The organism is Halorubrum sp. AD140, from assembly GCF_034497445.1.
Lineage (GTDB): Archaea > Halobacteriota > Halobacteria > Halobacteriales > Haloferacaceae > Halorubrum.
Map to the genome: position 1 here is coordinate 1 of NZ_JAXRUU010000345.1, position 1025 is coordinate 1025.

At 74.5% G+C, this 1025-nt stretch carries 1 protein-coding gene and 1 pseudogene; both read left to right on the forward strand.

All coding sequences use genetic code 11. The features are described from left to right. Positions 1 to 230 precede the first annotated feature (230 nt). The gene (locus tag U4E84_RS18740; RefSeq protein ID WP_322533554.1) at positions 231 to 731 is read left to right on the forward strand and encodes a hypothetical protein; all 501 of its coding nucleotides are present in this window, start codon (positions 231 to 233) and stop codon (positions 729 to 731) included. A gap of 6 nt (positions 732 to 737) precedes the next feature. Then, positions 738 to 1025, forward strand: a pseudogene (locus U4E84_RS18745) (hypothetical protein); the annotation flags it as partial.

A 1025-nucleotide genomic window follows, 5' to 3' on the forward strand; every position in this document is an offset into this window, starting at 1 on the left:
TGCTCGCCGCGCTCCTCACCGGGCTCGCGACCGGCTTAGAGCGGGGGGTCGACCGGACGCTGGTGGCGTATCGGATCGGCATCGCGCTGCCGACGGCCACCGCGACGTTCCTCGTCGCGTTCGCCGGCGCCGGGCTCCCGCTTTGAAGCCGGGCGGCGGCGGAGCAGGGGCGCGATCGGACTCGACCCCCGCGCCGATCATTTATATACAAAGCCGCGGCCAGCCGCGCCATGTTCGAGACGCACCTCGACGCCACGTACGCGTGGCTCGGCTTGGCCGTCGTGAGCGTCGCGGCCGTCGGCGTGGCCGCGTCGTTTCCGGCCTCGCCGCCGCCGGACGCCGACGGCGTGGCTCGCACGGTCGACTCGGTCGCGGGCGGAGAGTACCCGGCGACGGCCGAACACGGCATCGCCGCGGACAGAATTCGCCTCGCGGAGGGATCCGTCTCGCTCGGCGACGATCGGGGGACAGCGCGGGCGACGCTCGACGCCTCGCGGGTCACGCCGGTGGTCCGGCCGGCGACCGGGGTAGCCCCGGAAGCGACGACGGACGCGCGGTTGCGGCGCGTCCTCGCCGGCGCCCCCCCGGACGCCGCGTTCGACGACCCGGCGGCGTTTGAGGCGGCGGCCGAGCGGGCGCGAGCGACGGAAGCGACGTGGACGCCCGCGCCGGAGCGGATCACGGTTCGACGGGTCCACTACGGCGACGTCCGCGTCACGCTCGTGGGGTGATCTCGCGTGTCACTCGATCTCGTGCGGTCGGTCAGATCGGAGACGCCGGGAGCGTCGACGCGATCCGCCGCGTCGTTCTCGACCGCCGACCGCGCCGCCGTCGAACCGACCGCCGCGCTCGTCGCGGTGGTGGTCGTCGGACTCGGGTTAGGGCTGTACGCCGGCGCGTTCGCTGACGCGACGCCCGTCGACGACCAGTCTGGCGCGAGGGCGGCGCTCGACCGCGTCGAGAAGACGGTCACGGTCGGCGGCGTCGTCGATCCGAACCGAATGCGGCGGGTCGAAGCGCCGGGG